We start from the raw sequence: 21,985 nt of genomic DNA, 5'->3' as shown, positions 1-21,985 counted from the left end.
TGACCACAGGACGTATTAGCGACGACACCGAGGGCTGGGCGTTGCTGGGCAGACTACCGATTGCAGGTTGGTCGCCCGGAGATCGCAGTTCTGTTCGCCCATCCCGATGTCAGCCTGTCCGGGCCTCCGGATCTTGCATGGTCATCCAAGGACAATCGGCGGTTTGAGCGCCTGCATATGATGGGCCACGGATTGCGAGATTGTGTCGGACAACCGCTCGAACAGCGCCGGATTTGCACCTGCCCGCCAGACCAGACCCACGGCGCGCTGGATCGCGTTCTTGCGAAACGGCAGCACGACCACGTTACTGCGCCGTGCGTCAATCTCGGACCGGATATAGAGCCGCGGCAGGAAGGCCACGCCCATCCCCATACCCACCATCTGGCGCAACGCATCCAGGCTCGTCCCCTCATAATCCCGGGCCAGAACCGCACCGTAATCACTGCAAAGCGCTGCAATTTGACTGTGCAATTTATAGGCTGGCCCCAGGGACAATACGTTCAGATTGGTCAGGTCCTGACCCGCAATCTCCGATTTGACAGCCAAGGGATGGTCGGCGGGCACGGCAAGCAATAGTGGCTCACGAAAAAGCCGCCGGGCGGCCAAATCTGCCCCGGCCTCTGGCAGTTGTGTCAGGATCACATCAAGGTTGCCGCCCAGCAACTCCTCGCGCAGATCACGGGGGGCATTCTCCCGGATATACAGCCGCAGATCAGGGTATTGCGCATGGAGCCGCTCGACCACAAAGGGCAACAGATATGGCCCGATCGTCGGCGTGGTACCCAACCGGATCGTGCCAGCCATCCCGGTTTTCAACGCACTGGCCAGATCGACGATGGCGCGAACTTCCTCGGTCGCACGGCGGGCCCGGATCAGGACCTCGCGCCCCTCCGGTGTCAGGGTGACCGGTCCGCGCCCCCGCTCAAATAGGCGCAGCCCCAACAGATCCTCCAGATTGCCGATCTGAAGGCTCAGCGATGGCTGGCTGATCCCCATATTCTGGGCCGCTTTGCGAAAGTGGCGCGCCTCAGACAGGGCGATCAGGTAGCGCAGTTGACGCAGGCTCGGGGAGGTTGACATGACAATCCGGCGGCGATGAATGACGATAGGTTTTTCCTATCAAACTTAATCATTCAATTGCCTTTCATGCAATGCAACGGCTTCCCAAATCCATCTGGTCACGATCAAGCCAACAGGGAGACCGCAGATGCTCGACACACTCCAGGATGTCTTACCCGAACAGGATATTGCCCAGGACATGCGCGTCCCTGTCGTTCTGATCCGCGGAGATGGGATTGGCCCGGAAGTGGCAGATGCCACCTGCCGTGTTCTGGAAGAGGTCCACAAGGGCTTTGACTGGTTGGAGGCCGAAGCGGGCGCGGCGGTGATGGAAAAAGGCATCAAAAGCGGCCTGCCACCCGAGACGCTGGACAAGATTGACAAGGTGGGTCTTGTCCTTAAAGGGCCGCTCGCGACACCTATCGGCCATGGCGGCAAAAGCAGCAATGTCACCCTGCGAAAACTCTATGAACTTTACGGCAATGTCCGGCCGATCCAGCCCCTGCCGGGCCTTGCCGGACCGTTTGCCGACCGCGACATCAACTTCACCGTAATCCGGGAGAATGTCGAAGACCTCTATGCCGGGGTCGAGCATATGCAGACCCCGGATGTGGCCCAGTGCCTCAAGCTGATCACGCGCAAGGGTTCTGAAAAAATCGGACGGCTGGCCTTTGCCCTGGCAGAAGCCGAACACCGCAGTTCGGTCCATGTCGTGACCAAGGCCAACATCATGAAACTGACCGAAGGACTCTTTAAGTCCTCGGTCGAGGATGTGGCGCGCGACCACCTGAACATCGATCTGGATCACATGCTGGTGGACAACTGCGCCCAACAGATGGTGCTGCGCCCGGAACAGTTCGAGGTGATCGTCACCACCAACATGAACGGCGATATCCTGAGCGATCTGGGCGCTGGTTTGATCGGCGGGCTGGGCTTGGCGCCCAGTGCCAATTTCGGTGACAACGTCGCCATGTTCGAGGCCGTGCACGGATCTGCCCCCGACATTGCAGGGCGTGACTTGGCCAATCCGACGGCGTTGATCCGTTCCGGCATCATGCTTTTGCGCCATATCGGCCAGACCGGGGCAGCAGCGCGCCTGTCGGATGCGCTGATGCAGGTCTATCGGGAGGGCACCCACCTGACGCCGGATGTGGCCCGGGCCGGCACGGGCGTGTCGACCATGGCTTTTTGTGACGCAGTCCTTGCGGCATTGACCGACATACCGGAACGCCCTGTCCCCGCGGGGACACCCCTTTCGCTAAAGCGTCCCCATACGGCCCGCCGCAATCCGTTATCCACAACCCGGAATTTTGACGGCGCGGATGTTTTCGTCGAATGGCAGGGCGATGCGCCGAAATTGGCCCTGGCGCTGGAAACGGTCCTGGCAGGGACGGGGTTTGATCTCACCATGATTTCAAACCGGGGCACGATGGTCTGGCCCCAAGCCCAGGGTCGGCCGGATACGGTCAATCACTGGCGGTGTCGCCTGATGGCCAAAGCCGGATCCGGCGCGGATGAAGCCGATCTGCCCGACCTTTTGCAGAAACTCTCCCAGGCGGTGCGGTGGATGCATGTGGAAAAGCTGGAAACGGTCAATGGCGCGCCCGGCTATTCGCTTGCCCAGGGGCAGTCCTGACCGGAACGAGATCACCCGACCACCCACAGCCACCAAGAAAGGAAGAGACACGCATGCCACATCGGAAAAGCAAGAACATGTTCGGCCTGATGGCCCGCCGTGAGACCCTGTTGGGGATGCGCGACCGGCTGGAACACAGCATTGCCGATGAACATCGCCGACCGCTTCCCGATCTGTCACGCCTCAGCAAGTTAAAGCGGCTGAAACTGCGCGCCAAGGATGAGGCGGCCTCGATCGAGGCTGTGTTGCGCACGCTTGGCCATGGCCATCAGCAAAGGGCCAGTTAACACACGAAAGCACACACCACTCACTCACACGTTCAGAAGACACGACCTGAGGCGCTGCGGTTCATCCGCAGCGCCAAAACCACGATCAACACCACCCCAGGCGGAGGCCGATTGCGCATGAAACGATTTAAAAACATCCTCGTGGTTTGCGAGGAGGCCAGCAACATCCAGCCTGCTTTGCAGCGCGCGTTGTTGCTGGCGCAGGCCAATGGGGCGCAGGTGACGCTGATGGATGTGCTGGATGCCGCGCCCGGCGACTTTGCCCGGATCTTTGCCGCCTTGCCCGGGGCGCGCGCGGCGGAAGTTGAGAATAAGGTATTAGAATACCACCAAAACCGATTGGAGCAATTGGCAGAACCGTTTCGTGCGGCAGGCATTCCCGTGCAAAAGACATTGCAACAAGGCACGGCATTCCTGAAGATCATCCAACAGGTGCTGCGCGAGGACCATGACCTGTTGATCAAGGGCGTCCACGCCCGTGGCTCCGGCGCGGCCATCCTGTTTCGCGGTTTCGACCTTCATCTTTTGCGCAAATGCCCCTGCCCCGTCTGGATCATCAAAGATGAATCTGGCGCCACGTCATCGCATATCATGGCAGCCGTCGATCCCGATCCCGAGGATGAGACACGCAACGCCCTTGGCCAGACGGTGATGCAACTTTCCACCACATTGGCCGAGATCGATGATGCCAATCTGCATGTCGTCAACGCCTGGCGCCTACAGGAAGAAAGCACCCTGCGCCATGGTCGGATCGCCATGCCCCCCGATGAACTCGACAAGATCCTTGATCGCGAATGCCGCAACAGCGAATGGCGCCTCAACACGCTGCTCAAGGAGTTTCCGGACGCGACGGGGCGACGGGTCGTCCATCACCTCAAAGGGATGGCCGGAGAAATCATTCCGAACTATGCCGAGGAAAACGGTATCGACACGATCGTCACCGGCACGGTGGGCCGAACCGGCATCAGCGGCTTTTTCATTGGAAACACGGCAGAGACGATTCTCAGCCGAGTGGACTGTTCTGTCATTGCTTTAAAGCCGCCCGGCTTTATTTCTCCAGTTACCCTGGAAAATGAAACTGCGGCCTAACGACGCCGCGCTTTTTGATCGCATCGGATTACGAATTTGACGTCATCGTTCTCAAGAAGTTGGCTCTCGCTGGCTGGCCTTTTACCTGTTGCCATAGCAACTACCCTGTTCATTCTGTTCCTCCAGGCGGTTCCGGTTATCGCAGCAGGGCGGACCCTGCGCCAAGTCTGGCAATGGGTGCCTGGCCTTGGGGTGGATCTGAGCTTTGTCATTGACGGGCTCAGTCTGACCTTTGCGCTGTTGATCAGCGGCATCGGCGCGCTGGTGATGCTGTATTCGGCGCGTTACTTGGCGGGGCATGTCCACCAGGCCCGGTTTTCCTTGCTGCTGACCAGTTTCATGCTGGCCATGCTTGGGCTCGTTTTATCGGATAACCTGCTGACGTTGTTCGTCTTTTGGGAGTTGACGACGATCACCTCCTATCTGTTGATCGGGTTTGACCACAGCGCGAAAAAGGCCCGGCGCTCTGCCTTGCAAGCCCTTTTGGTGACCGGCGTGGGCGGTCTGGCACTATTGGCGGCCATCATCCTAATCGGCACGACGGCCGGCACGTTCGAGCTGTCTGAATTGCGCGCCATGCCGGCGATCTTGACCGGCAGCACGCTTTATCTGCCGATCCTGGTGCTGGTTCTTTTGGCGGCCTTCACCAAATCGGCACAGATGCCGTTTCACTTTTGGCTGCCCAACGCCATGGCGGCCCCGACACCGGTCAGCGCCTACCTGCATTCGGCGACCATGGTCAAAGCGGGCATCTACCTGCTGGCGCGTATGCATCCCTCGCTGAGCGGTACGGATGTCTGGTTGTGGACCCTGACCATCGCCGGGGCGGTGACGACTGTGTTCGCCTCTATCATGGCCGTGCGGCAAACTGACCTGAAACTGGCGTTGGCCTATACCACGTTGATGGCATTGGGCGCGCTGACATTGCTGCTGGGCAATTCAACGGGCTACGCCATCACCGCCGCCGTGACCTTCTTGATTGTGCATTCCCTTTACAAGGCGGCGTTGTTCCTGGTGATCGGGATTGTCGACCATGGTACCGGTACGCGGGAGGTTGATCGGCTGTCGGGCCTTGTTCGTGCGATGCCTGTGACGGCGGCTGCGGCTGCCGTGGCGGCGTTGTCGATGGCGGGCTTTCCCCCGTTCCTTGGCTTCATCGGCAAGGAGTTGAAATATGCAGGCGCCCTGGCCGTCGCGTCTGAGCCCGTGCTGGTTGCAGGTGCGGTATTGCTGTCCAGCGCGTTGATGTTCGCCGTCGCCGGGATCGTGGCGTTGCGGCCGTTCTGGGGCAAAGCGGGCGATCCCCCGAAACCCCCAAAGGAAGGGCCCTGGGCGATGCTGCTGGGCCCGGTGGTTCTGGCGGGGCTGGGCGCCTTTTTCGGCATCATGCCGTCGGTCATCGCCACGACGCTGGTGAACCCGACCGTCACGGCGATTCTGGCGGAACCCGGGGAGGCCAAACCGCTGCTCCTGTGGGCCGGGATCAACCTGCCTTTGTTGTTGAGCATCGCGACATTCGTTCTGGGGGCATTCCTTTATGCGCTGCACCGGCCCTTGCGCCGCGGCCTGATCTGGATCACCCAACGCACACCCAGCCTGGACGGCGGATGGGACGGTTTTCTGGCCGGCGTCATGGCGGTCTGTCGCTGGCAGACGCAGCTCTTGCAAACCGGCATCTTGCGCCGCTACCTGTTTTTGACCTTTGCCACAGCCTTTGTCGCCATGGCCGGAACGTTGGTCGCAAAGGACGCCATCGACCTGCCCAATCTGGTGCCGGATGTGCTGCCGAAACATGGAATGCTGTTCGTTCTGATCTTTCTGGGCCTTGCCCTGACAGTCATCACGCAATCCCGGATCGCGGCCATTGCCGGGCTAGGGGTCGTGGGCATCGGCATTGCGATGCTGTTCATCCTCTTTAGCGCGCCCGATGTCGCCATCACGCAGCTTTTGGTCGAAACGCTGATCGTCGTGCTGTTTGCCGCCGCGGCCTTGCGATTGCCGCATCTGCCGCGCGGCGGGTCGGGTTGGCGGTTCTGGGATGCCATGCTGGCCCTTGGCCTTGGCGTAACCACGACTGCAATCCTGCTTATGGTGACGGCGAGCCCCGTCGACCGGGAACTGACCGGGTTCTTTGAGGGGGCGAGCTGGCCCGAAGCCTTTGGTCGCAACATCGTCAACGTGATCCTCGTGGATTTCCGCGCCCTCGACACATTCGGTGAAATCGCCGTTGTCCTGGTCGCCGCAATTGGTGCCTATGCCCTGTTGAAAGGCACCCCGGAAAGGCAGAAAAAATGAACTCCATTATCCTGATTGCAGGGGCGCGGCTGCTGGTCGTGCTCATGCTGGTATTTTCGCTTTTCATGCTGATCCGGGGCCATAATGAGCCCGGCGGCGGCTTTATCGGGGGGCTGCTGGCGGCCATCGGTTTCGTGGTCTACGCCATTGCCTGCGGCACCCGCGATGCCCGGCGCGCCTTGCGGTTTCGCCCGTCCAGCATTGCAGGCACGGGTCTGGGCCTGGCTCTGTTGGCCGGTGTCATGGCAGCGATCTGGGGGGATACCCTTTTTACCGGTCAATGGCTGTTTCTGGGCGCGACCGAGACCGACAAGGGCTGGCCGCTTTCGACGGTTCTGCTGTTCGATATCGGCGTCTATCTGGTGGTGCTTGGCGCGATCCTGTCCATCGTGTTCTCGCTGGAAGAGGCCGTCTGATGGAACAACTCCTGTCTGTTCTGATCGGCGCGCTGGTGGCCGGGTCCGTCTTTCTGATGCTGGCCGGTCATCTATTGCGGTTCCTGTTCGGGCTGATCCTGTTGTCGAATGCGGCAAACCTGACGATATTTCTGGCAGGTGGGCTGACACCGGGTGCCCCACCTTTGATCAGCGAAGGGGCGGAGGGCCCAACCGGCACCGTGGCCAATGCTTTGCCCCAGGCCTTGGTGCTGACCGCGATCGTGATCGGCTTTGGCCTGTTCGCCTTTGCCCTTATCCTGGCCTTTCGCGCTTATCAAACCCTTGGCACGCTCGACACGGATGCCATGCGCGTTGCTGAGCCGGAGGAGGCGCAATGAGTTGGCTGCTCTCCCTTCCGTTGATCATACCCTTCGCGACCGCTATCGCGGCCTTTCTGGTCCGGGGCCATGCCTCGGGGCGCTGGATCTCCCTGACGGGATCCGCGATTGCCCTGGCCGCCGCCATCGCGCTGCTGATGGTCGTGTTGGACGACGGGGTCATTGCTGGGCAGATGGGCGGCTGGCCCGCCCCGTTCGGCATTACTTTGGTCGCCGATCTTTTGTCGGCCGTGATGGTGCTGATCACTGCGATCACCGCTTTTGCCGTTGCGATCTATGCATTTGGCGATATCGACCGGCGGCGGGAGGAGTTGGGGTATCACGCGTTGTTCCAAACCCTGATCGCCGGGGTGACGGGCGCCTTCCTGACCGGCGATCTGTTCAACCTGTATGTCTGGTTCGAGGTGATGCTGATCGCCTCCTTCGGGATGCTGATCCTGGGAGGAGAGAAGGAGCAAATCGACGGCGGCGTGAAATACGTGGCCCTCAACCTTGTCTCGACCCTGCTGTTTTTGAGCGGGATCGGCCTGCTTTACGGGATGACCGGAACGCTGAACTTGGCCGACCTCGCGCAAAAGGTCGAGACGATCCCGAACCAGGGCCTGCTGACGGCGGTCGCCATGATGTTCATGGTGGGGTTCGGGATCAAGGCGGCGGTCTTTCCGCTGTTCTTCTGGTTGCCCGCCTCCTACCATACGCCCAGTTTTGCGGTCTCTGCCGTCTTTGCCGGGCTTCTGACCAAGGTCGGCGTCTATGCCATGATCCGCATGTTCACGATGATCTTTGACCACGATATCGGCTTTACCCACACCATCCTGCTGTGGATCGCAGGCTTTACCATGGTCACGGGCGTTCTGGGCGCAGCCTCGCAAGGGGATTTCCGCAAGATCCTGTCCTTCCACATCATCAGCCAGATCGGCTACATGATCCTGGGGCTGGCGCTGATGACCCCGCTGGCCCTGCTGGGCGCGGTCTTTTACCTGGTGCACCACATCATCGTGAAAGCCAACTTGTTCCTGATCGCAGGCATTGCCAGTCGGGCCACAGGCAGCACGGATCTGTACCGGATCGGCGGGCTTTATGCCTCTAGCCCCCTTCTGGCAGTGCTATTCCTGATCCCCGCCTTTTCGCTGGCAGGCTTCCCGCCCCTGTCGGGCTTTTGGGCGAAATACGTGTTGGTCAAGGCCAGCCTGGATGCCGAGTTCTGGTTCATGGCCTTCATCGCCCTGGCCGTGGGTCTGATGACGATCTTTTCCATGACCAAGATCTGGGCGGAGGCGTTCTGGAAACCCCACCCCACCAATCCTGATCCAGCACTGGATCAGGTCCCGCACCGGGGCGCTTTGCTGTTGCCGGTGGCTGGCCTGGCCGTGCTGACCATGGTGATCGGCCTTTACCCCGAACCTTTCGTGGTCTTTGCCGAACGGGCCGCCGCCCAATTGCTGGACCCGACCGCCTATATCACTGCCGTTTTGGGGGCCGCGCCATGAACCTGTTCCTGTCCAACCTGATCCTGGCCATCGTGTGGGCGGCACTATGGGGCGGCCTGAATCCCACCAACCTGTCCATCGGCTTTGGCGTCGGCTTCATCGTGTTGTGGATCGCGCGGCCGCTTTTTGGCGCAACGGATGGCTACTTCCTGCGCGCCTGGCGGATCCTGCGGTTGATCGCCTTTTTTCTGTACGAGCTTCTGGTCTCCAGCATTCGGGTCGCGCTGGATGTGCTGACGCCCCAGAACATCGCCACCCCGGCCATTCTTGAGATGCCGTTGGACGTCAAATCGGATATCGAGATCTTGCTGGTCACCAACCTGATCTCGCTCACACCCGGCACGCTCAGCCTGGATGTGACGCCTGACCGTAGCACGCTGATCGTGCATGCAATGTTTGCCGATGATCCCGACGCGGTGATTGCCGAGCTGAAAACCGGCATGGAACGCCTTGTAAAGGAGGTATTCGAGGAATGACCCCAGCTGAATTTTTAAGCCTTTCCATCAATCTGGGCCTCGGCATGGTCCTGATTTCTATCGCCTTGGGCTTTATCCGTCTGGCTGCAGGGCCTGGTTTGGCGAACCGGGTCGTCGCCCTTGATATGATGACCGTATCGATCATCGCGGTCTGCGGGGTCTATGCCATCCTGACGGGCGAAGCGGCCTTGCTGGATGTGGCGTTGGTCCTGGCGCTGGTCGGTTTTCTGGCCACAGTTGCGCTGGCCCGTTTTGCCGAACGCCGACTGGCACCGACCGACGGGGAGAATGACGATGATTGAGGTGATTGCCGGGGTTTTGATCCTGCTTGGGGCGGGCTTTGCCTTGATCGCGGCCCTGGGCGTGTTGCGCCTGCCAGATGTGCTGACCCGGATGCATGCCTCGACCAAGGCAGGCACCCTGGGCAGTAGCCTTATCCTGGTGGCGGCGGCGGTCGTTTTTGCGGAAACCGAGATCACTGTGCGGGTGATTGCCACCATCCTGTTCCTGATGCTGACGGCCCCCATCGGTGCCCATATGATCGGCCGCGCCGCAGTGCGCAAAAGGCAGCCCGAAGAGATCCCGGAGCAGCCACAGGTCACAAACGGCTAGGGCCGGATCACACTGACCGCAAACGACTGCGGTCAAATCCCTTGATATCGGCCTGCAGCCCCCGATCCATGACCAGCACGGACCGGATGGAATCCGGCCCGGCATTCTGATGCGCCGTCATGAGACGGTGATATTCCCGGATATTCGATTTTATCGCCTTGTCCTTGTCGACGCAGACCAGTTTGACCTTGTTGTTCTTTTCTTCCAGCTCATAACCGAAATGCAAAAGGCCCAGGATCTCCCGCGCGGTCACGATGTGATAACCACCTGCGAAATTCCAAAGGTTGTCCAGCGTCCGCACCGAGACGAGTTCGAAATCCGCACGCCGATGCACCCCGCCCAGAACCCAGCAATCGTTGACCGTGGGCGCCCACTTGTCCAAAACCTGGATGTTCCCGCGGGTATGCGGATCCCACAGCGTTTCTTTCTCGGTCGAGGTGAAGCCGGCCCGCGCCAGATGTTCCGCCACCCACAGGTCACCGAACCGGCCCATCATCATCGGCCCCCCGGCGCGAAGTGACTTGGAATAAGCCAACCAGCAATATTCCAGCATGTCGTTCAGGTAGTTCTTACGGCGTCCATGCTTGAACTGACCGGCCAGGATGGGGTGAACACCGCCTTTGTCCTTTTCCCACAGAAATGGGTTAATTCCTTTTGAAACACCAAGTGTTTTCAAATCCTGGCGCATGGTCGTCATTGAATAGGTCATGTAATTTCATCCTTTAAATGAAGTGCTTAGGGACGCTTCAGCGAAATTCCTCAACAAAATATCCCCAATTGTCCGCATTGGTTTTTGCAACCGGGGACAAAAATTGAGCCAGCAATTTGCAGGTGTCGACACCCTCAGATGACGGCTGATCCTTCGTGCACAAAAAAATATGTGAGATCTCGTGCATGAGGGTCTGAAAGCGGCTGTCGGGATTGTTTGGGGTTCGGAAAACCGGCGCCTTGAACCACTTTTTGTGGAGTTCGATCTCAAAATGCTTGCCCTTTGCAATGGTCAGCGGATTGTTCTTCCGTGCATATTCCTGATCCTCCTTGCGTTTGATGAGCGAACAGGCATACGCATCCACGCGTTCTGACAGGGGCGCAGCGTGGATCTTGATCGGCATGACATTGATCAGGGAGGCCGACTTACTCAGATCCTTCGCCAGGGCCCTCAGCCAATTGGGGCTGACATCACCGAACCAAGTCTGGCTAAAGCCCGTGCTTTGGGTCGTTTGTCCGTTTGCGGCCAGCTTCATTTCGTTGGACGCTTTTCGCAGGGCCGCAATCAAATTCTGATGCAAGGTTTGCAAAATTGTGACTTCGGTCGAGGGTAAGCCGGAAAGGATAAGAGACATGGCGCATTCCTGACAGTGGTGAGACGATGCAGGATCTACGCCTGTGCCGGGATCCTATTCGCCAGTTTTGCGGAAAGATCGCGGCAGGTTGGCAAAAACCAATCGAGACACCCGCCTAATGCCAGATTGCCAGCACTGATACGTCCAGTTAAGACAGGTCATGGCACGTATCACCGAAGACATGTTTTTCCTCGACACCCGATTCCAGGGCACCTTGCAGAACCAGATCCAGCAGATGGTGGCCGAGGGGATCTTGTCGGGCCGCTTTCGCCCAGGCGAAAAACTGCCCTCGACCCGCGGGCTTGCGCGGCATCTGGGCGTCAGCCGGATCACCGTGACGCTGGCCTATACCGAATTGCAGGCGAATGACTACATCACGTCGTCGGGGCGGTCGGGCTATTTCATCTCGGCCGGTGCGCCGCAACCGCCCCGCTTTCAGCCCGCCCCCGCCGCCACGTCCAGCGTGGACTGGGACACGGCCCTGACGCAGCATTTCGACAGTACCGCCGCGCTGAAAAAACCGGCCGACTGGCGCAGCTATAAATACCCGTTCATCTATGGTCAGGCCGACCCGACCCTGTTTGATTACAAGACTTGGCGGTTGTGCGCCCTGCAATCCCTGGGTCAGCGGGAGTTCGACAGCCTGACCGGCGACCATGCCGACCGCGATGATGACACGCTGGTGTCGTTCATCACGCGCCATATTTTACCACGCCGCGGGATCATCGCCGCCCCGGACGAGGTGTTGATCACCCTTGGCGCACAAAACGGGCTGTGGTTGGCCGCACAGCTTTTGCTGAACCGTGACCGGCGCGTGGTGATCGAACAGCCCTGCTATCCGGGCCTGCGCGATATCCTGGCCCATGCCGGTGCCCATGTCGTGCCCGTGACCGTAGACCGTGACGGCCTGCCGCCCGATGCCCTGCCCGGTGGGACGGATGTGGTTTTTGTCACACCGTCGCACCAATGCCCGACCAATGCGACCATGCCGCAGCTGCGCCGCGCCGCCTTGTTGGAAAGAGCCACGAGGGACAATTTCCTGATCATCGAGGATGATTACGAGTTTGAGCTATCCTTCCTGCGTGCGCCTCACCCTGCGTTGAAATCCCTGGATCGCGACGGGCGGGTTATTTATGCGGGCAGCTTTTCAAAATCGCTCTTTCCCGGTCTGCGCCTCGGCTATCTGGTCGGCCCGCAACCTTTTATTCAGCAAGCCCGCGCCCTGCGCGCAGCCGTCCTGCGCCACCCGCCGGGGCATATCCAGCGCACTGCGGCGCAATTCCTGTCCTTGGGCCATTACGACGCGCTGGTCCGCCGCATGGGTCGCGCGTTCGAGGACAGGCGCACACAGATGGGCAGCGCGATCGATGCCTGCGAGCTGACCCTTGCCGGGGCCGGAGTTTTCGGCGGATCCAGCTTTTGGATGCGCGCGCCCGACCATGTCGACACCGCCCAATTGGCCCATTCTCTACGGCCCAAAGGCGTCTTGATCGAACCCGGCGCGCCCTTTTTCAGCGATACGAACCGAGCCAGTCGCTACTACCGCCTTGCTTACTCTTCAATCCCGGCCAATCGGATCGCTGCGGGCATCGGCCTGATCGCGGATACGCTGAAGACAGGGTAATCCAAGAAGCGGCTAAGGTATCAAGATATATCCTGCGCGCATGGCCGCGGCTTTAATATCGATCTTCAGCACGCCCTGCCCCGTCCCGGTCCCGCTCGTACTGGGTTGCAGGTGGTATCGGTGGCAACCAAGCCTCGCGACGAATGACCCAGCTTTCGTATGTTGGTTTTAACTGGTCGGGGGCATAAAGAGACCCCAGATGGATCTCCACTTCGTCACCGCTGCGCGCAAAAACACTGGAACCGCATCGCGGACAGAAAAACCGCCCCGAATGGTCGCGTGTTTGACCGTCAATTTCGACAGCCTCCTCAGGGAACACCGCTGCAGCATAGAAAAGGGCACCGTGATGCTTGCGGCAATCAAGGCAGTGGCAAAGACCAACCCGGTATGGAAGACCTGACGCCACAAATCCAACACTGCCACAAACGCAGCCACCGGAGAACCGGTCCATGACACACCTCTTTGGAAATCAGCTCGCTAAAAATCTACAAGGTAACGGGTTATAGGTCCATGTTTGCGCGGCCGGGAAACGGACCTCCAGGCATAGTGAGAGGCGGCCAAGTTGGGGTTCGATGCAATCGTCGACCCGCCCTGCGGTTTGGTCACCCACAGCGCGCTACGCTCTAAATCTGCAAAGAGGGATGACGGACAACACGTTGCAGTTGACGTTATATTGGGAATGACGGTGTAAAGCGTCAAAGGACTGTTCGCCCAACCTCGATGCTCAAAATAACAAAGTGCGTAGTAATTGAGACCAGAAGCCTCAATATTGGCCTTACCGCACGCTTCAACTGGTCCTAACGATGCGTCGTTCCATCTAGTATCGTACGATAAACGACCAGAACGCTCAAATTTTCAACAGGATTGCCGGGGATACTGACACATGAAAATGACCACCGAAGAAGCCTTCGTCAAAACACTCCAGCGCCATGGGATCAAGCACGCCTTCGGGATCATCGGCTCGGCCATGATGCCAATCTCTGATATCTTTCCTGTCGCGGGCATCACCTTTTGGGATTGCGCCCATGAAGGCTCCGCCGGTTTCATGTCGGACGGCTACACCCGCGCCACTGGCGAGATGTCGATGATGATCGCGCAGAACGGCCCTGGCATCACCAACTTTGTGACCGCGGTGAAAACCGCCTACTGGAACCACACGCCGCTTTTGCTGGTCACGCCCCAGGCCGCGAACAAAACCATCGGCCAGGGTGGTTTTCAGGAAGTCGAGCAGATGAAACTGTTCGAAGACATGGTCGCCTACCAGGAAGAGGTTCGCGATCCGTCCCGCGTGGCCGAAGTGCTGGCTCGCGTGATCTCAAAGGCCAAGCGCCTGTCCGGCCCGGCGCAGCTGAACATTCCGCGCGATTTCTGGACCCAGGTGGTTGATATCGACATCCCCGATCCGATCGAGTTTGAAGTGTCGCCGGGTGGCGAAAACTCCGTGGCAGAGGCTGCCAAGTTACTGTCAACGGCCAAGTTCCCCGTCATCCTGAACGGCGCCGGAGTGGTGCTGGCCGAAGGTGGGATCGAAGCGTCCCGCGTGCTGGCCGAGAAACTCGATGCACCTGTCTGCGTCGGCTACCAGCACAATGATGCGTTCCCGGGCTCGCACCCGCTGTTTGCCGGCCCACTGGGTTATAACGGATCCAAGGCGGGGATGGAGCTGATCTCCAAGGCTGACGTCGTCCTATGCCTCGGCACGCGCCTTAACCCGTTCTCCACTCTGCCCGGCTATGGCATCAACTATTGGCCCGAAAACGCCAAGATTATCCAGGTCGACATCAACCCCGACCGGATCGGCCTGACCAAGAAGGTCACTGTGGGCATCGTCGGTGACGCGGCCAAAGTCGCCAAGGGCATCACCGCCCAACTGGCCGACGGCGCCGGTGACGCTGGCCGCGCCGATCGCAAGAACCTGATCGCCACCACCAAATCGACCTGGGCGCAGCAGCTCAGTTCCATGGATCACGAACAGGACGATCCGGGCACCACCTGGAACGAGCGGGCCCGCGCGGCCAAGCCCGACTGGATGAGCCCCCGCATGGCGTGGCGCGCGATCCAGGCCGCCTTGCCGCGGGAAGCGATCATATCGTCCGACATCGGCAATAACTGCGCCATCGGCAACGCCTATCCCAGCTTTGAAGAAGGCCGCAAATACCTGGCGCCCGGCCTGTTCGGCCCCTGTGGTTACGGTCTGCCTGCCATTGTCGGCGCCAAGATCGGCCAGCCCAATGTGCCGGTCGTTGGTTTCGCCGGTGACGGTGCCTTTGGCATCGCCGTGAACGAGTTGACGGCCATTGGTCGGTCTGAATGGCCGCCGATCACCATGATCGTCTTCCGCAACTACCAGTGGGGCGCGGAAAAGCGGAACTCGACCCTATGGTTCGACGATAACTTCGTCGGCACCGAGCTGGACGACAAGGTCAGCTATGCTGGCATCGCCAAGGCGTGTGGCCTTGAAGGCGTCGCAGCCCGCACGATGGACGACCTGACCGATATACTGAACCAGGCCATCAAGGATCAGATGGAAAACAACAAGACCACCCTGATCGAAGTCATGCTGAACCAGGAACTGGGCGACCCGTTCCGCCGCGACGCCATGAAAAAGCCCGTCCGCGTGGCAGGCGTCGACAAAACCGACATGGTCATCGAACCCGCTGAATGAGCGGGGATCACAAACTGAAACGGGCGGGGAATTCCTCGCCCTTTTTCCGTGCAGCGATGCGACTTGCGGACAACATCGCCAAACGCGCCCCGTCTTTGCGATGCCGCGACGCTCTGCCATGTCGAGTGTCGAGATACCGCCAACAGGATATATTGGGCACATCTGCATGGTGCAATCCCGAGGCCCATCGCCATGACAACATCCAAAATGGACAAGCTCCTCGCGGCACTCAAATCCCATGGCTGGATTGCGGTCTCCGCAATCGAACTTCGCAGGGGCGATCAGGTGATCATCTTTGACACCAGCCGATGGATGGAGCTTTACACGCTGGGATCCAAACGCATCTTTGATGTTCCCGATACGGACTTAACGGTCTGGACCGCGAACCTCATCGACGTATTGTTTGATCTCAGCGAAAAGGCCCAAACCCCAGGCGGGCAGACGACAAGGTAACGGTTCGGGCTGTCCGTGGGTCTGCGATCTTTTTGGCCTCCCCCCTCTCCTTCGAACGTCCATCGCCCGATCCCCGGGGATAATGTCATTAGGCGCCCAAGCGCGCCGCCACAACAGGATCCATGGGGAATGGCCGCTCATCCCGCGCGGGCGTCGCAATCGCCGCCTGCTGATGTGGGTCAGAGGCGGCCAATTTCTGCGACAGATCCGTCAGATCCTCCGCCCCGACGATCCAGTTCTGAACATGGCGGGTCACCGCCACGCCACTCAGCCCGATTTGGATGGACCGTATCCCGTCCAGCCGCTGCGCATGGATGCCCCGCTCAGGGTCCCATTGCATCCGCACCGGTGCCGCGGACAGCCCCGCCTTCCAGGCCGCGCCATCCGGGGGGCACAGATGGCGTAAAAGACGACAGGGCGGCATGTTCCGACGCTCAGAAAAACCCGCTGCGTCGGATATCGATGCCCAAAACCATCTCCTGACCGGGCTTCCGGCCATAGCCACAGCGATGCATCATCCGGCAGAACGATGGTTTGATCCACGTCATCCGTTCCATCTTGAACGGGGGAACAAAGGTCCCGGCCGACAGCGCGGCCCGGGCGATCTGAGGCGGATAGGCCTGGTAGACCCGGACGGTGTGACGGTCAAAGATCGTGCGGATCTGGCGGCCATCCATGTCGCAACAGATCTTCGTCGGGATCCCGATCTTCTTGCTGCACGTAATAGTCGCGCGCCATGGACAGGGTGATAGGGGCCCGGCATTCGCCGTCGCAATGGGGCTGTCAAACAGGATGAACTCCCGCGCGCCCGGCATCTCGTACTTTGACAGGGCAATCCCGATCTTTTCGAAGTAAAGGGAGCCGCCTTGCGCCTGCCCCAGCCCGCCACAGCGTGCGGCCAACCGGGCCACCCCCACTTACTGCAATGCGGCTTGGGCGATGCTTTCGAAGATATCATCAAGCTCTTGCGCGACGGTTGCCAGATCGGGATCTGCAGCCGCCATGTAAGGTGTGAAGACGAGCGTCGGTGTTTTATAGGACAGCGTCGCGGTGCCATCTGCGTTTTCGGTCACATACATTCGGATCGGGGCTTCGATCATGGCGGCCGTGCTAAGCTGAAGGATGCGCACCGCATAGATATTGTTGAACACCCCGATCACCCGGTTGCCGGGGATTGTGATGCCCCGCGCCTTGGCAGCTTCCGTGGGTCCGGCCTGGGTGACAACACCCATTTTGTTGGCGGTAACCGCGGCCTTCACGTCATCAACCAATTGGTCAAACGGCTTAGGGGTCGGCATCACCACCCAACCCTCCCGCTGGGTTAGATCCTCTGCACTGGCCATACTGGCCAGCAGGGCGCTGACCCATAGAATGATCACGAACCGCATGGCATCTCTCCCCTTCGCATCCTAAGCCAGCGATCCTAAGGGATGCATGAGCAACCACAACAGTCTGGCCCCCAAATAAAGGTGATCCGCACCATGGCGATCTGGCGTCCATACGATACGATCCGGGTCTTGGCGCTTGGCCTGAACTGGCGCGAAGGTCGCCTTTTGGCCAGTGAAGTTCGTGACGATGCAGGCCGGCTGACAGGGGTGCGCCCGCCCGGTGGTGGCGTCGAATTTGGGGAGCGCTGGCAAGACGCGTTGACACGGGAATTTCAGGAAGAGCTGGAGGTGACCGTCAGCATCATCGGCGCACCTTTGGTGATGGAAAACATCTTTACCCATGAAGGGGTCACGGGGCATGAGATCGTTTTCGCCACCGAAATCGCATTCCCGCCAGGTTGGAGTGACGACACCGAAACCCTTACCCTCGTCGAAGACAACGGCAGCGAACACAAGGCGCGCTGGTTCGACCTTGGCCAGCTTGATACCGGTGCTGCCGCGTTGTTTCCCAGCGGCCTCAAGTCACGACTAATCAACCGATAGGCGCGGCCCGGCAACGATTACAGCGTCCAGATACGGTTCGGCCTACTCTGCCGGAACGGCCTCTTTCCCCGTGAGGGCGTAGGTGGCAGGCAGATCACTAGCAGTGCTCGCGTTGCGCTCCATCGCCGCTGTGAGACTGGCGCCCAAGGCAGCGGCGGCTTGTTGTGCGGCGACTGTCAGCTTGCTCATCCAAGGTCCTTTCGACCGGAATGCGACGGATGCTCGGCCCCATGCCGTGCGTCGCAGATCCAATTTTACCGCCCAATCCGCCCCTTTTCAGGCAACAGACGTCACGGGATCGGGCAGTTTCGCGGCAATCCCTGGGCATAGCTCAAAATCTTGCCCATAAAAGCACAGTGACCGTGAAAAATTCTTTGACAATTTCACGCAACCGTCGTTGAAATATGACAGCGTTTTTTCACGGGGGTTCGATGTCGAACGAGGCGTTTCACGCAGCAAGTATCGGTGGCGACCTGCGGGCCCTGCGCAAGGTGCGCGGGCTGACACTGCAACAGGCGGCGCAGCACATGTCGCGCTCCACCGGGTGGATGAGCCAAGTGGAACGTGGCCTCTCTGCGCCATCGGCGGGTGAGGTTCAGCGCCTTGCCGCCCTTTACGATGTGCCGGTGTCGATGGTGCTGGGTGAAACCGGTGCGCCCGAGCCGGAACAGGGTCGCGTCGTGCGGGCCGATGCCCGCCGCCCGATCGGGCAACGCGTGCCCGGCATGGTGGAGGAACTGCTTTCCCCCGATCTGACCGACAGTTTTGAGGTGATCCACACCACTTTTCACCCCCATACAGGCATCGATACACCGCGCCAGCGCCCCACTGAGGAGATCGGGTATATCTTGTCGGGTCGTCTCAACGTGACGATTGGCGGCCACCCATTCCAAGTGAAACGCGGTGACAGCTTTCGCATCCGGGCGGAACCGTATCTTTGGGAAAACCCCTACGCCACCGCCGCCCAGGCCCTTTGGGTCATCGCGCCCCCGCTTTACTGAGAAGGACCAGCATTATGGCTGAATTGCCCACCCAAGCCCGCGTTGTCATCATCGGTGGCGGTGCCGTTGGCGTCTCGTCGCTTTACCACCTCGCCATGGAAGGTTGGACCGATTGCGTCCTGCTGGAAAAGAACGAGCTGACCGCAGGCTCCACCTGGCACGCCGCGGGCAATTGCCCCAACTTCTCCGCCTCCTGGGCAGTGATGAACATGCAGCGCTATTCGTTGGAAATGTACCGGGGCCTGGCCGAAAAGGTCGACTACCCGATGAACTACCACGTGACGGGCGCCCTGCGGCTCGGCCACACCAAGGAACGCATGCAGGAATTCGAACGTGTCGCCGGCATGGCCCGCTACCAGGGCCTTGAGATGGAGATGCTCACGCCGAAAGAGATGCAGGACCACTACCCGTTCATGGAAACCCATGACCTGGCGGGGGGCCTTTGGGACCGGCTCGATGGCGATATCGACCCGGCCCAGCTGACCCAGGCCATGGCCAAGGGGGCGCGCGACCTGGGTGCCAATATCCAACGCTTCTGCCCCGCCACTGGGGTCAGCCGCGATGGTCATGACTGGATCGTGCACACCGAAAAAGGCGACATTCGGTGCGAATACGTGGTCAACGCCGCGGGCTACTATGCGGGCCGCGTCGCCGAATGGTTCAAACCCCATGGCGGCCGCGACGCCCCCGTCACCGTCATGTCGCATCAGTATTTCCTGACCGAGAAAATCCCCGAGATTGAGGCCTGGACCAAGGAACATGGCCGCAAACTTCCCATGATCCGCGACGTCGATAGCAGCTATTACCTGCGCCAGGACAAACACGGACTGAACCTGGGCCCCTATGAGCGCAACTGTAAGGCCCATTGGGTCACGCCCGAAGATCCCATGCCCGAGGATTTCAGCTTCCAGCTTTACCCCGACGATCTGGAACGGCTGGAATGGTACATCGAAGACGCCATGGGCCGGGTGCCGCTTTTGGGCACCAGCGGCGTGGGTCGGGTCATCAACGGCCCGATACCCTACGCCCCCGACGGTCTGCCGCTCATCGGTCCAATGCCGGGCGTGCGGAACGCGTTCGAGGCGCACGCATTTACCTTTGGCATCGTCCAGGGCGGCGGCGCGGGCAAGGTTTTGGCCGAATGGATCATCCATGGCGAAACCGAATGGGATATGTGGGCCGTCGATCCCCGCCGCTTCACCGGCCATGCCGATGCCGATTATAGCGAGAAAAAAGCGCTAGAAACCTATGGCCACGAATATGCCATGCACTTCCCGCACCACGAATGGCCTGCGGCCCGCAACAAAAAGCTGTCGCCCAACCACGCCAAAATCGTCGAACAAGGCGCGGTCTTGGGCTGCTACAATGGGTGGGAGCGCGCCAACTGGTTCGCCAAGCCCGGCGATGACACGACCGAGGAAAGCACCCTGACCTGGGCCCGTTCCGGCCCGTGGGAAGAACGCATCCGCGAAGAATGTGAAGCCGTGCGCGATGCCGCTGGTCTGCTCGATCTGCCCGGCTTCTCTCGCTACCGCCTGCAGGGGGACGGTGCCGCCGAATTCCTGCGCGGGCTGACCGCCGGTCCCCTGCCCAAGGTCGGGCGCATCGGCCTCCTCTACTTCGCTGACACCCGCGGCCGCATCGTGACAGAGATGTCGGGGATGCGCCTGGGCGATGACTTTTTCTTCCTCATCACCGCCGCCCCGGCCCAGTGGCACGACTTTGAATTTCTAAAAAAGCACCGCCCGGATGATGCGGCTTTCACCATCACCGATGTCACCGATGATTTCACCTGCGCCGTCCTCACCGGCCCGAAATCGCGCGACATCCTCAGCAGCGTGACCAAGGCCGACCTGACGCAGCCGTGGCTCACCCATCAATCCGCCCAATTGGGTGACATCTGGGTGCAGCTTGTCCGGGTTTCCTTTGCCGGTGAACTGGGATGGGAGGTCCACAGCAAGATCGAGGACTCCGCGGCCATCTACGACATGCTGCAGCAGGCTGGTCAGCCCCACGGGCTGAAACCCTTCGGGATGTATGCCCTCAACAGCCTGCGCCTCGAAAAGGGTTACCGCGCCTGGAAGGGCGACCTTTCGACCGATTACACCCTGCTCGAAGGCGGGCTGGACCGGTTCGTCCGCCTGAACAAGCCCCAGGATTTCCCAGGAAAGACAGCCCTCCTCAACCAAAAGCAGCAGGGCGTCAAAAAGCGCTTCGTCACACTCACGGTTCAGGCCAATGGCCACGATGCGCCTTACATGTCCAACATCTGGTCGGGGGATACAGTTGTTGGCGAAACCACGTCCGGCGGTTGGGGCTACCGGGTCGGAAAGTCGATTGCGCTGGGGATGTTGCGCACTGACTTGACCGAGCCCGGCACCCAGGTCGAGGTTGAGATCTTTGGCGAGCGTATGCCCGCCACGGTCGAACCTGACGCGCCCCTGTGGGACCCTGAAAATGCCCGTCTCCGGGCATGACCAGGCTGGCTGATTGGCGCCAGGCGGGGATCATCCCGCCTGCCCCTCAAACCATAACCCGCGCTGCAATTGCTGGAGTGATTGCTTTGACCGCAACGCTCAGCCCCGCCTCTGCAAACGGATCATTCCAATTTCAGATGGATGACGTCTCCCAGGCCACGTTGGACATCGCCTCGACGGAGATGGTGCTCTACCGCACGCTCGATTCCTGGCCCGAAGAGATGATCAGCCTGTCCATCGAGGTTACCGCCGCACCCAAGGAGGCGGGCGACGAAGACTTCGCTTACACGCTAGAGCCTCGGTTCTACACCGAATGGCTCGACATCTCGCTCGACAAACTGGTCAGCCGTGACGCAGGTGCCCTTGATGGCTACCGGCTCAGCTACCCGGAGGAGAAAATGCCGGGCGCGCCCACGCAAATGCCCGCAGCGATCTACCAATTCTTCCATGGCGGGATCGAAACCCTGTCCCTCGCGCTCGATCACTTGGGCGGCGGTGTCTACGACCTCTCCGCCACTGGCACGGCAGAGTTCGACATGGTGTTCGACATCCAGACGCAGGTGCGCCTGTCAGAGTTTATCGTCACCCGCGATGACAATGAAAACGCGAATGACCCCGAGGTCGAGGCCGAGATGAACCGCCTGCTCGACACCAGTCAGGTACAGACCGAATGGCGCAATACCGGCGGCGACAGCCGGGCCCGCTACCGCTACGTCGCGACCTTTCCTGAAAATCCAACGCAGTAACCATGCGCATGGTTTGTGCATCCCAT

At 60.2% G+C, this 21,985-nt stretch carries 25 protein-coding genes; 17 read left to right on the top strand and 8 right to left on the bottom strand.

Features of this window, described 5'->3' with window-relative positions:
- Positions 1 to 141: 141 nt before the first annotated feature.
- Complete coding sequence (locus IU397_RS04385) at positions 142 to 1,080, bottom strand: hydrogen peroxide-inducible genes activator (RefSeq protein ID WP_204411126.1); 939 nt, start codon at positions 1,078 to 1,080, stop codon at positions 142 to 144.
- Between the two features lie 127 nt (positions 1,081 to 1,207).
- Between IU397_RS04385 and IU397_RS04380 the strand changes: the two genes are divergently transcribed.
- The 10 genes from IU397_RS04380 (at position 1,208) to mnhG (ending at position 9,719) form a co-directional block, all read left to right on the top strand.
- Positions 1,208 to 2,695 (top strand): isocitrate/isopropylmalate family dehydrogenase, encoded by a 1,488-nt coding sequence (locus IU397_RS04380; protein ID WP_204411125.1) that lies wholly within the window; start codon positions 1,208 to 1,210, stop codon positions 2,693 to 2,695.
- Between the two features lie 53 nt (positions 2,696 to 2,748).
- Positions 2,749 to 2,982, top strand: a complete 234-nt coding sequence (locus IU397_RS04375) for a DUF465 domain-containing protein (protein ID WP_204411123.1) — start codon at positions 2,749 to 2,751, stop codon at positions 2,980 to 2,982.
- A 117-nt stretch (positions 2,983 to 3,099) separates the two neighbouring features.
- Complete coding sequence (locus IU397_RS04370; protein ID WP_204411121.1) at positions 3,100 to 4,071, top strand: universal stress protein; 972 nt, start codon at positions 3,100 to 3,102, stop codon at positions 4,069 to 4,071.
- Positions 4,072 to 4,107: 36 nt separating this feature from the next.
- Entirely contained in the window at positions 4,108 to 6,366 is a 2,259-nt protein-coding gene (locus tag IU397_RS04365; protein ID WP_204411119.1) for a putative monovalent cation/H+ antiporter subunit A, read from the top strand.
- The gene (locus IU397_RS04360; protein WP_204411117.1) at positions 6,363 to 6,782 is read left to right on the top strand and encodes a Na+/H+ antiporter subunit B; all 420 of its coding nucleotides are present in this window, start codon (positions 6,363 to 6,365) and stop codon (positions 6,780 to 6,782) included. The genes IU397_RS04365 and IU397_RS04360 overlap by 4 nt, the downstream gene beginning before the upstream one ends.
- On the top strand, positions 6,782 to 7,141 hold the full coding sequence (locus tag IU397_RS04355; protein ID WP_204411115.1) for a Na+/H+ antiporter subunit C: 360 nt from the start codon (positions 6,782 to 6,784) through the stop codon (positions 7,139 to 7,141). The genes IU397_RS04360 and IU397_RS04355 overlap by 1 nt, the downstream gene beginning before the upstream one ends.
- Positions 7,138 to 8,631: a Na+/H+ antiporter subunit D gene (locus tag IU397_RS04350; protein ID WP_204411113.1), complete on the top strand. Its 1,494-nt coding sequence runs from the start codon at positions 7,138 to 7,140 to the stop codon at positions 8,629 to 8,631. Before IU397_RS04355 ends, IU397_RS04350 begins: the two co-directional genes overlap by 4 nt.
- Positions 8,628 to 9,107 carry a Na+/H+ antiporter subunit E gene (locus tag IU397_RS04345; RefSeq protein ID WP_204411112.1) on the top strand — a complete coding sequence of 160 codons (480 nt, stop codon included), beginning with the start codon at positions 8,628 to 8,630 and terminating at the stop codon, positions 9,105 to 9,107. Before IU397_RS04350 ends, IU397_RS04345 begins: the two co-directional genes overlap by 4 nt.
- Positions 9,104 to 9,409 (top strand): monovalent cation/H+ antiporter complex subunit F, encoded by a 306-nt coding sequence (locus IU397_RS04340; RefSeq protein WP_204411110.1) that lies wholly within the window; start codon positions 9,104 to 9,106, stop codon positions 9,407 to 9,409. Before IU397_RS04345 ends, IU397_RS04340 begins: the two co-directional genes overlap by 4 nt.
- Positions 9,402 to 9,719 carry a monovalent cation/H(+) antiporter subunit G gene (gene mnhG, locus IU397_RS04335; RefSeq protein WP_239479588.1) on the top strand — a complete coding sequence of 106 codons (318 nt, stop codon included), beginning with the start codon at positions 9,402 to 9,404 and terminating at the stop codon, positions 9,717 to 9,719. Before IU397_RS04340 ends, mnhG begins: the two co-directional genes overlap by 8 nt.
- A 7-nt stretch (positions 9,720 to 9,726) precedes the next feature.
- Here mnhG and IU397_RS04330 read toward each other — a convergent pair whose 3' ends face one another.
- Together IU397_RS04330 and IU397_RS04325 are read right to left on the bottom strand one after the other, a co-directional pair.
- The gene (locus tag IU397_RS04330) at positions 9,727 to 10,428 is read right to left on the bottom strand and encodes a hypothetical protein (protein WP_204411108.1); all 702 of its coding nucleotides are present in this window, start codon (positions 10,426 to 10,428) and stop codon (positions 9,727 to 9,729) included.
- A gap of 37 nt (positions 10,429 to 10,465) precedes the next feature.
- Positions 10,466 to 11,062: a M35 family metallo-endopeptidase gene (locus IU397_RS04325; RefSeq protein ID WP_204411106.1), complete on the bottom strand. Its 597-nt coding sequence runs from the start codon at positions 11,060 to 11,062 to the stop codon at positions 10,466 to 10,468.
- 160 nt (positions 11,063 to 11,222) lie between these two features.
- Between IU397_RS04325 and IU397_RS04320 the strand changes: the two genes are divergently transcribed.
- A complete protein-coding gene (locus IU397_RS04320; protein ID WP_239479587.1) occupies positions 11,223 to 12,686 on the top strand; it encodes a PLP-dependent aminotransferase family protein in 1,464 nt (487 codons plus the stop codon).
- 52 nt (positions 12,687 to 12,738) lie between these two features.
- Here the strand turns inward: IU397_RS04320 and IU397_RS04315 are convergent, their stop codons facing one another.
- Complete coding sequence (locus IU397_RS04315; protein ID WP_204411104.1) at positions 12,739 to 13,137, bottom strand: GFA family protein; 399 nt, start codon at positions 13,135 to 13,137, stop codon at positions 12,739 to 12,741.
- Positions 13,138 to 13,569: 432 nt separating this feature from the next.
- Between IU397_RS04315 and xsc the strand changes: the two genes are divergently transcribed.
- Both xsc and IU397_RS04305 read left to right on the top strand, forming a co-directional pair.
- The gene (gene xsc / locus IU397_RS04310) at positions 13,570 to 15,351 is read left to right on the top strand and encodes a sulfoacetaldehyde acetyltransferase (RefSeq protein WP_204411102.1); all 1,782 of its coding nucleotides are present in this window, start codon (positions 13,570 to 13,572) and stop codon (positions 15,349 to 15,351) included.
- A 192-nt stretch (positions 15,352 to 15,543) separates the two neighbouring features.
- Positions 15,544 to 15,804, top strand: a complete 261-nt coding sequence (locus tag IU397_RS04305) for a hypothetical protein (RefSeq protein WP_204411100.1) — start codon at positions 15,544 to 15,546, stop codon at positions 15,802 to 15,804.
- Between the two features lie 88 nt (positions 15,805 to 15,892).
- On the opposite strand, the gene IU397_RS23560 is transcribed toward IU397_RS04305, so the two are convergent.
- The 3 genes from IU397_RS23560 to IU397_RS04290 are packed head-to-tail and all read right to left on the bottom strand — an operon-like array spanning position 15,893 to position 17,192.
- The gene (locus IU397_RS23560; RefSeq protein WP_204411098.1) at positions 15,893 to 16,228 is read right to left on the bottom strand and encodes a DUF4291 family protein; all 336 of its coding nucleotides are present in this window, start codon (positions 16,226 to 16,228) and stop codon (positions 15,893 to 15,895) included.
- A 10-nt stretch (positions 16,229 to 16,238) separates the two neighbouring features.
- Positions 16,239 to 16,706 (bottom strand): DUF4291 family protein, encoded by a 468-nt coding sequence (locus IU397_RS23555; protein ID WP_204411096.1) that lies wholly within the window; start codon positions 16,704 to 16,706, stop codon positions 16,239 to 16,241.
- Between the two features lie 15 nt (positions 16,707 to 16,721).
- A complete protein-coding gene (locus IU397_RS04290; protein ID WP_204411094.1) occupies positions 16,722 to 17,192 on the bottom strand; it encodes a DUF302 domain-containing protein in 471 nt (156 codons plus the stop codon).
- A 93-nt stretch (positions 17,193 to 17,285) separates the two neighbouring features.
- Between IU397_RS04290 and IU397_RS04285 the strand changes: the two genes are divergently transcribed.
- Positions 17,286 to 17,735 carry an NUDIX hydrolase gene (locus tag IU397_RS04285; protein ID WP_204411092.1) on the top strand — a complete coding sequence of 150 codons (450 nt, stop codon included), beginning with the start codon at positions 17,286 to 17,288 and terminating at the stop codon, positions 17,733 to 17,735.
- A gap of 42 nt (positions 17,736 to 17,777) precedes the next feature.
- On the opposite strand, the gene IU397_RS04280 is transcribed toward IU397_RS04285, so the two are convergent.
- On the bottom strand, positions 17,778 to 17,924 hold the full coding sequence (locus tag IU397_RS04280; RefSeq protein WP_204411090.1) for a hypothetical protein: 147 nt from the start codon (positions 17,922 to 17,924) through the stop codon (positions 17,778 to 17,780).
- A gap of 242 nt (positions 17,925 to 18,166) precedes the next feature.
- Here IU397_RS04280 and IU397_RS04275 point away from each other — a divergent pair, with 242 nt between their 5' ends.
- From IU397_RS04275 to IU397_RS04265, 3 genes are read left to right on the top strand one after another with little or no spacing between them, the layout of a single operon-like run.
- A complete protein-coding gene (locus IU397_RS04275) occupies positions 18,167 to 18,736 on the top strand; it encodes a helix-turn-helix domain-containing protein (protein ID WP_204411088.1) in 570 nt (189 codons plus the stop codon).
- 14 nt (positions 18,737 to 18,750) lie between these two features.
- Positions 18,751 to 21,213 carry an FAD-dependent oxidoreductase gene (locus IU397_RS04270; RefSeq protein WP_204411085.1) on the top strand — a complete coding sequence of 821 codons (2,463 nt, stop codon included), beginning with the start codon at positions 18,751 to 18,753 and terminating at the stop codon, positions 21,211 to 21,213.
- Entirely contained in the window at positions 21,210 to 21,959 is a 750-nt protein-coding gene (locus IU397_RS04265) for a hypothetical protein (protein WP_204411083.1), read from the top strand. Before IU397_RS04270 ends, IU397_RS04265 begins: the two co-directional genes overlap by 4 nt.
- The last annotated feature ends 26 nt before the right edge of the window (positions 21,960 to 21,985 follow it).

The sequence above is a fragment of the Actibacterium sp. 188UL27-1 genome (assembly GCF_016901225.1).
GTDB lineage: Bacteria > Pseudomonadota > Alphaproteobacteria > Rhodobacterales > Rhodobacteraceae > 188UL27-1.
This window is presented reverse-complemented; position numbering and strand designations above follow the sequence as displayed.